This is a genomic window from Hazenella coriacea (assembly GCF_004341825.1).
Classification (GTDB): Bacteria; Bacillota; Bacilli; order Thermoactinomycetales; family Thermoactinomycetaceae; genus Hazenella; species Hazenella coriacea.
The window spans coordinates 513,335-519,590 of record NZ_SMAG01000003.1 but is presented as its reverse complement, the minus strand read 5'-3'; the positions used below and the strand labels follow the sequence as shown (position 1 = coordinate 519,590).

Genomic DNA, 6,256 nt, shown 5'->3' with positions numbered 1-6,256 from the left:
GCTGATTCACGAAAACCAAGTCATCAGCTTGGAAGATTTGCAAGTAAAGAACATGGTGAAGAACCATCGGCTAGCTAAATCCATCACAGACGCTTCATGGTCTGAGTTTGTAGCCTTGTTGGAATACAAGGCTGAATGGTTTGGGAGAACCATTGTCAAGGTGGGTAAAACCTTTCCTTCTAGCCAGCTTTGCTCTCACTGTGGTTTCAGAAATAAAGAAGTGAAGAATCTGAACCTGAGATCATGGACTTGTCCTGCATGTGGGACAGACCATGACAGAGACTTAAATGCAGCAAACAATATTTTGAATGAAGGGTTGAGACTTCTTGCCGTAGGAACTACGGTTGAAGCTTAGTTAAGATCCTGTCCGTGGATGGGAGTTCCTAAGAATCCCCCACCTCTTAGCCATCGGCGTAGGTGGCGGGAGTGTTCAATAATAGGTTACAATGGATCATAGTTTCTGTTCTCGAAAGAAAGAGGGAGTTTGATATGGCGAAAAACGATCCACAAAAACAAAAAATTGTTCTTCGGGAAGGACAAGTAATTCAATTCCCCATTCGACGTCTTGGAATCAATGGTGAAGGCGTAGGTTACTATCAAAAGAAAGTGATCTTTGTCGAAGGGGCAATTCCTGGTGAAAAAGTTTTAGCGAAAATCACGCAAGTTGATCATAAATTTGCCAAAGCTAAGTTGCTTCAAATCAAGAAGCGTTCTGCATACCGTGTTGATCCTCGATGTCCTGTTTATGAAGAGTGTGGTGGTTGTCAGCTTCAACATATAGATCGACGATTACAATTGCGACTCAAGCGTGAGTTAATCGAAGAAGCGTTTTCACGTTATACTACACTGACAGAGATCCCTATTGAGAAAACCGTTCGCATGGATGACCCATGGTCTTATCGTAATAAGGCTCAACTTCCTTTAAAGAGGACAGGCTCCAAAGTAGCTATGGGAATGTTTTCTGCTCGCTCACATCATTTGGTGGATCTGAGTGAGTGTTTAGTTCAACACCCAATAGTGACACAAGTCTTAAATAAGGTTCGTTCGCTAGTTGAAGAGCTTCAGATTCCTATCTACGAGGAGAAAAAACATACTGGTAGCCTGCGACATTTAGTTGCACGGGTGGCATTAGCGACTGAGGAAGTGCAACTGGTTTTGGTTTCTCGCACTCCGTCATTCAAGAAGGAAAAGGAGTTAGTAGCAAAAATCAGAAAATCTTTACCTCAAGTGACAAGTATCATCTACAATTTGAATCCTGAAAAAACCTCCCTCATTTTTGGTGAGGAAACTCGAGTGTTATGGGGAAAGGAAAAGATTGAAGAGCAGTTAGGAGATATTCGCTATCTGCTATCTGCACGTGCCTTTTTTCAACTTAACCCAGTTCAAACGGAAAAACTATACGACCAAGTGAAACAAGCAGCTCAATTATCAGGAAATGAAATTGTTGTAGATGCGTATTGTGGGGTTGGAACGATCGGTTTATGGTTAGCTGATCAAGCCAAGCGGGTGATTGGTATGGATATCATCCCAGAAGCGGTTGCAGATGCCAAAGAGAATGCCTTACTTAACGAATATCAACATGTTGAATATGTGCTAGGAAAAGCTGAAAAGTTACTTCCACAATGGTTGGAAGAAGGGTTGAAGCCGGATGTCATTGTTGTAGATCCCCCACGAGTAGGTCTTGAACCCGCATTGATTCAAGCGCTTCTTCAAGTAAAGGTAAAGCGCTTTATTTATGTTTCATGCAATCCCTCTACGTTGGCTAAAGACAGTAGACAGCTCATTCAAGGTGGTTACCAACTAGAGAAAATAGTTCCTCTAGATATGTTCCCACAGACAGCTCATGTGGAAAGTGTATCTACATTTACATGGAAAGATTAAGTGTAAATATAGGATGTTGCATGAATAACTTGAAACCTCAGATATAGCAAATCTTGGTTTTTTAGAATGACTCTTGCGATCACTACAGAACGGTGAAAAATCATGGATGGTGAACATTTTTTGATACAGGCTCAAGGCGTATAGAGAAAAGGAGTGGGAGTGTGAAATCGATCTCTTGGAAGAAAGGACTACAGTCAGGGATTCGTACATTATGGGAATTAGCAAAAATTATTTTTCCCATCACTGTTATCATTCAAATTATTCAATATACCCCGTTGATGGATTGGTTGACCAAAGGAATAGCTCCTTTCATGTCCTGGATTGGGCTCAGTGGTGATGCGGCGATTCCACTTGTTTTAGGTAATGTATTAAACCTCTATGCCGCGATCGGTGCGATCCTCACCCTCGATCTTTCTGTGAAGGAAGTCTTTATTTTAGCGACGATGTTAAGTTTTTCTCATAATATGTTTATCGAATCAGCCATTTGTAAACGAGTAGGGGTATCTACTTGGTTGATCGTTAGTATTCGGATCGGTTTAGCGATGATCTCTGCATTTCTTATCCACTGGATTTGGCAAGGTGGAAGCGAACCAGCGACGATGGTAGCGATTCAAGAAGTAGAGATAGCCCCTGTTGGTTGGGGAGAGATTATTTGGTTTGCAGTGTTAAAAGCAGCTAATGGTGTAGGGATGTTAGCAATCATTATTATTCCTTTAATGTTTGCGATCCAGATTTTAAAAGACTTTAACGGGTTGAACTGGTTTGCATCTAAAATGTCTCCATTACTAAAACCTTTTGGAGTTACACCTAAAGGATCAATTACGATGACTAGTGGATTATTAGCTGGCTTAATGTTTGGAGCAGGTCTCATTCTTGAACAAGCCAAAGAAAATCCCCTACCTAAACGAGATATTACCATCATTTTCATTTTCTTAGCGGTCTGCCATGCGGTCATCGAAGATACCTTGATCTTTATACCATTAGGCATTCCTGTTATTTATCTTCTATTGATTCGAGTGATGACTGCCTTAGTATTAACTTGGGTAGTAGCAAAATTTTGGAATCATTCTTCAAGACAAAAGGTAGATGTGGCTGTTTCTTCATCTTAGGAAGCAATGATCGATCTCATCCACCCAAGAGGGGAGATGTGACTCTTGCGAACGACTTTTAACCGGCTACGTGAGTAAGGATGGGAAACATCTCTCTGACGGGATTTGGATCCATATGTGACTAAACCTGTACAGAGTAATAAATAAAAACTATTGACTATTTCAATAGTCAATAGTTTTTATTTGTGATGAGAGTTCACACCTTTTTTTATATACATTTTTATGTTTTCAAAAATAATTAGCAGGTACATCTTGTTTTATTATCGAAATGTTACTTATATCTAAAAATTATTGTTTTATATATATCAATGAATGATTTGTTAAAAGGGGTTGGAATGATTGAACTTTATTTATCGAGTGATCAAACCAAGTGATTCCGTACATTTAAAAGAATTTTTATATTTGGCGATCCAAGCTCCAGTTGGTGAACAGAAATTATCCGAAAATGTGGATCACCCTGAGTTAAGCCGATATTTAGAAAACTGGGGTCAATCGGGTGATTTAGGTTTTTTTGCTGTTGAAAAAAAAGAGAAGAAACCTGTGGGAGCGGCTTGGTTTCGGCAGTTTAGTAAAGAAAAACCGGGGTATGGGTTTGTTTCAGAGAAGGAGCCTGAGATTACGATTGCTATACTCCCTGAGTATCGACGTCAAGGATTAGGGCGTGATTTACTCACTCGACTGATTAACCAAGCGCGTTTAGAGGGGTATCCAGGTTTATCACTTCATGTAGCTAAAGATCATCCAGCCGTACGCTTTTATGAACGTTTAGCCTTTGAAGTGATCCGTAGTGAAGGCAGCGCTCAGGTCATGCGGCGAGCTCTTTGATCAATAAAATCCCTCTCTTGACACATGAATATATATTCCTTATAATGTAAAATATAATGTTTATATTGTAAATTTTATAGGATGAATCACTCAACTTAGAGTGACAGTCATCGATAACTCTGAAAGGAATGGTATTTCGAACGATGGAGCAGAAATCTCGCTAACTCAAAGCAATTAAAAATGCTTAAGAACTAGAGCGGGATTCGTTTGCCCATTTTTCGATATACCTTGTGAAAATAGCTGATTGGTTTTCATGTTTTTTGGCATATCCACAAGTATATCTTATTTAGGAATGGAAAACGAACCTCTCTAGGATCTCTCAGGGAGGTTTTTTTTATGTTCATTTTGGAAGCGCAAAAGGTAAAGAAATGGTTGGGTGATCGATTACTGTTCTCGATGGATCAACTTCAGATATTTAAAGGAGATAAGATCGGAATCGTGGGGGTCAATGGAGCCGGGAAAACGACATTGTTACGTTGTTTAAGTAAAGAAATGCCGGTCGATGAAGGGATCATTCATCTTCATGGAACGATGAGTTGGATTCATCAAGGGGATGGACTGGATAGTGATCTAGAGCCCCCAGCAAGTGGAGGAGAGAAGACACGGCGTAAGATCATTAAGGCACTTGCTAAATCACCAGCTCTTCTCTTAGCCGATGAGCCAACAAGCCATTTAGACCTTGAGTCAATCCAATGGTTAGAAAAAGAGCTTCAACAATATCCAGGAGCACTGTTATTGATTTCGCATGACCGCTCGTTGTTAAATGCTGTCTGTGATAAGATCATCGAAGTTGAACAAGGGGTCGTTCAAGTATATACGGGTAACTACGATGAGTACCGCCAACAAAAAGAGGAACAATTTCGTCGTCAAGCTTTCGAGTATGAACAATATGTAGCTGAAAAACGAAGGCTACTTGATGCAAAGGCTGAAACACAATTAGCTTCCCAACGAGTTCGTAAAGCTCCGAAGCGGATGGGACCAAGTGAGGCGAGACTTCATAAGTGGGTAACGAGTGGCAAAAAGAAAAAACTAGATCAGGGAACTAAAGCGATTCAAAGTCGAATTAACCAATTAGAAGAGAAGGAAAAGCCGACTTCATTACCATCAGTACGCTTTGAAACAGAAGTATTTCGACCCATGGAAAGCCGAGTTGCACTACGCATCGACCAGGTAAGTAAAAGGATCGGAGCACGAGAGCTGTTCAACTCGTTTACTTGTCAAATCCCTTCTGGTAAAAAAATCGCTCTTCTTGGTAAGAATGGGGTAGGTAAGTCAACTTTACTTCAAATGATCGTCGATCAAGTACCAGGAGTTTATCTTTCTCCTTCTACCCAAATTGGATATTTTCGACAGAATTTAACCCAGTTGGACGAACAGAAATCAATTCTTGAAAATGTCAAAGAAGAGAGTCCATATACAGAGTCGTTGGTCCGCACCGTTCTCGCTCGTCTGCTGTTTCGCAGAGAGGATGTTTATAAACCAGTAGGGGTATTGAGTGGAGGAGAGCGAGTCAAAGTAGCCTTGGCCAAAGTGTTTCTTAGTGACTGTAACTGTTTATTATTAGACGAACCAACCAATTTCCTTGATGTCTTTACTAGAGAAGAGTTAGAAAATGTGTTGCGAGCTTACCCGGGAACCATTCTTTTCGCCTCTCATGATCGTCAGTTGATTCAAGGATTAGCAGAGCATGTGTTACTCATTGAAAATAAAGAGGCGATATATTTTTCAGGAACATATCAGGAGTGGATTCAACATAAAAAGGACCGTTCTCTATCAGATTTAGTGGTTGAAGAGAAACAACGGTTGTTATCATTGGAGAATGAACTGAGTGAAGTGCTTGGTAGGTTATCAACTACACCTAAAGGAGATATTTCTTCTCAATTAGAGAAACGCTTCCAGCAGTTGGTTGAGGAAATAAAGCAAGTCAAAGCTAGAATGTAGTTCATGTATTTAGGTTCAAAGAACTTAGTGATGGGATTATTGAATCTATTTAGATGATAAAAAAGCCATCCTTGGTCTGATTTCTCACTTAGGATGTAACCAAGGATGGCGATGGAAAAAATCAGGAAATAAACTGACCGATGACTGGGTAGTTAAATGTACGATCTTGTAAAGCATAGATAATCCCCATGATTGGGATGATGATAGAAATTAATGTGAAGATAAATATGAGTAAAAATCCGATCAAGATGATTGTTAGGACTGATGAGATGGCGAGTAAGACGACCATGGATAGATGAAATATTAAGGCTTGTAAAGAGAGCTTTTTAATATCTCGATCATCTGCGACTAGATAAACAATAATGGGTACCAGGATCGGTGCAAACCATGTACTAGCATGAATGAGTACTTTGATCCACTTTGTATCCATGAGATGATGTCACTTCCTTTTTGATGAAAGTCATATAGAGAACTTCCTTTTTTTGAATCCGCTTTCGTAA

General features: G+C 39.9%; 6 protein-coding genes. 5 read left to right on the top strand and 1 reads right to left on the bottom strand.

What is annotated here, in order from left to right:
* From EDD58_RS08715 to abc-f, 5 genes are all read left to right on the top strand, one after another.
* A partial coding sequence (locus tag EDD58_RS08715; RefSeq protein WP_165875897.1) for an RNA-guided endonuclease TnpB family protein occupies window positions 1-355 on the top strand: 355 nt, incomplete at its 5' end.
* 134 nt (window positions 356-489) lie between these two features.
* On the top strand, window positions 490-1,881 hold the full coding sequence (rlmD, locus tag EDD58_RS08710; RefSeq protein ID WP_131924462.1) for a 23S rRNA (uracil(1939)-C(5))-methyltransferase RlmD: 1,392 nt from the start codon (window positions 490-492) through the stop codon (window positions 1,879-1,881).
* A gap of 161 nt (window positions 1,882-2,042) precedes the next feature.
* Window positions 2,043-2,990, top strand: a complete 948-nt coding sequence (locus tag EDD58_RS08705) for a nucleoside recognition domain-containing protein (RefSeq protein ID WP_131924461.1) — start codon at window positions 2,043-2,045, stop codon at window positions 2,988-2,990.
* Between the two features lie 339 nt (window positions 2,991-3,329).
* Entirely contained in the window at window positions 3,330-3,815 is a 486-nt protein-coding gene (locus tag EDD58_RS08700) for a GNAT family N-acetyltransferase (RefSeq protein ID WP_131924460.1), read from the top strand.
* Window positions 3,816-4,151: 336 nt separating this feature from the next.
* Window positions 4,152-5,756: a ribosomal protection-like ABC-F family protein gene (abc-f, locus tag EDD58_RS08695; protein WP_131924459.1), complete on the top strand. Its 1,605-nt coding sequence runs from the start codon at window positions 4,152-4,154 to the stop codon at window positions 5,754-5,756.
* A 121-nt stretch (window positions 5,757-5,877) separates the two neighbouring features.
* On the opposite strand, the gene EDD58_RS08690 is transcribed toward abc-f, so the two are convergent.
* Window positions 5,878-6,186 (bottom strand): DUF4870 domain-containing protein, encoded by a 309-nt coding sequence (locus EDD58_RS08690; RefSeq protein WP_131924458.1) that lies wholly within the window; start codon window positions 6,184-6,186, stop codon window positions 5,878-5,880.
* Window positions 6,187-6,256: the final 70 nt, after the last annotated feature.

Coding starts and splice junctions, on each gene's coding strand:
- rlmD (WP_131924462.1), top strand. CDS start 490: ATGGCGAAAAACGATCCACAAAAACAAAAAATTGTTCTTCGGGAAGGA.
- abc-f (WP_131924459.1), top strand. CDS start 4,152: ATGTTCATTTTGGAAGCGCAAAAGGTAAAGAAATGGTTGGGTGATCGA.
- EDD58_RS08690 (WP_131924458.1), bottom strand. CDS start 6,186: ATGGATACAAAGTGGATCAAAGTACTCATTCATGCTAGTACATGGTTT.